Below are 318 nucleotides of genomic sequence, written 5' to 3' on the forward strand. Positions count from 1 at the left end.
ATCTAGGCCGCGCTCTAGATCGAGGTCGCCGCCATCGTCGCGACGAAGGAACGCGGCGCAGACGTCTGGCCGGTGATCCAGTTCTCGGACATCGCCGCCGGCACCGTGTCGAAGCAGCAGCTCGACCTCATCCATCGTCGCGGCTGCGCCGTCGTTCGCGGGCAGGTGCCCGTGGAGACCGCCACCGCCTGGGACCGGTCCCTCGTCTACTACGTCGACAGCAACGACTTCGAGAAGAAATACCGTGGACCGGCGCCCGACCTATTCGGAACGCTCGCCGCCTACAGGCCGGGGGACTACCCTATCTCCTTGTCTGCC

General features: G+C 66.4%; 1 protein-coding gene. It reads left to right on the top strand.

From position 1 onward, the window contains the following. Positions 1-33: 33 nt before the first annotated feature. Positions 34-318 (top strand): YbiU family protein (locus tag FVP33_RS19150; RefSeq protein WP_281289420.1); only part of this gene is annotated, 285 nt, incomplete at its 3' end.

The sequence above is a fragment of the Lacisediminihabitans profunda genome (assembly GCF_008040105.1).
GTDB classification, from domain to species: Bacteria; Actinomycetota; Actinomycetes; order Actinomycetales; family Microbacteriaceae; genus Lacisediminihabitans; species Lacisediminihabitans profunda.